The 855-nt window shown below is 53.1% G+C and carries 1 pseudogene; it reads right to left on the bottom strand.

The window, feature by feature from the left end:
* Nucleotides 1-86 precede the first annotated feature (86 nt).
* Nucleotides 87-855, bottom strand: a pseudogene (locus NE619_RS17855) (hypothetical protein); the annotation flags it as partial.

The following is an 855-nucleotide window of genomic DNA, read 5'->3' as shown; positions in this document are numbered from 1 at the left end:
TGTCAATAACTTGAGAAAATGTCTCTTTTTGCGAAGGAAATTCACTTGAGAAAATGTCTCCTTTGTAAAAGGGCGTTTTCGCCCTTTTACAAAGCTGGTTTGGGTTGTTTTTCAAAGAAAATTTCGTAAAGGAATTTAAGCGACAAATTGTAGTCCTCCATCCACCAGATTCGTTTCCACTCCTCGCTGCCATGTCGGAGTCCCACGTGCGGCGCGACGGTGTTTATGACCTTCCTGGGGACTTTGACGTTGGCGTTCTTGTTTTGCGGTTTCAGGTAGCGAATCGTATTATAGACCCGCCCCTGGTACTCAACGCGGATTCCGCGGTTTGGGTGGACAAGGACCGTGATCTCCTTGTGAGCGTTGATGATGGGGAAACCCGCGTCCAGGATTTGAAAACAACGATTCTTGAAGGAGAACACGCCGGCCGCGTCGGTTTTCCGTTTGTGTTTCACGCATAAAATCGCGTCCAGGTCGGTCGTTTCCCCAATCGGGACGAATAGGGAGCTTCCTTCGGCTTCCACCGCGAAACGGGCGTTGAACTGGTCCAGGTAGGTTTCCTCCAGAAAACGATTGGCCTCGGCGAGCGTCTTGATCCCACGTTTGGCGAACTCGACGGGCAGGCGGCTTTGCAGCGTCACCCAGAGACGTTCCACCCGGCCTTTCGCCTGGGGTGAACCGGCAAAGATCAGGTCAACGCCCAGTTCATGCATGGAACGCCCGAACTGCGTGAGATTCACCTGTTTGCCGTCCAGTAGTTCCTCCACGGTCAGTCTGCCGGTTTTTGGGGAACGAAATATGGTGTGGTTGTCCGAATAGACGCTCTGAGGCACGCCGAAGCGGCGGCAGCATTGG

The sequence above is a fragment of the Anaerovorax odorimutans genome (genome assembly GCF_024459955.1).
In the GTDB taxonomy this organism is placed as follows: domain Bacteria; phylum Bacillota; class Clostridia; order Peptostreptococcales; family Anaerovoracaceae; genus Hominibacterium; species Hominibacterium odorimutans_A.
The sequence above is the reverse complement of the archived record's forward strand: the minus strand, read 5'-3'. Positions and strand labels throughout refer to the sequence as shown.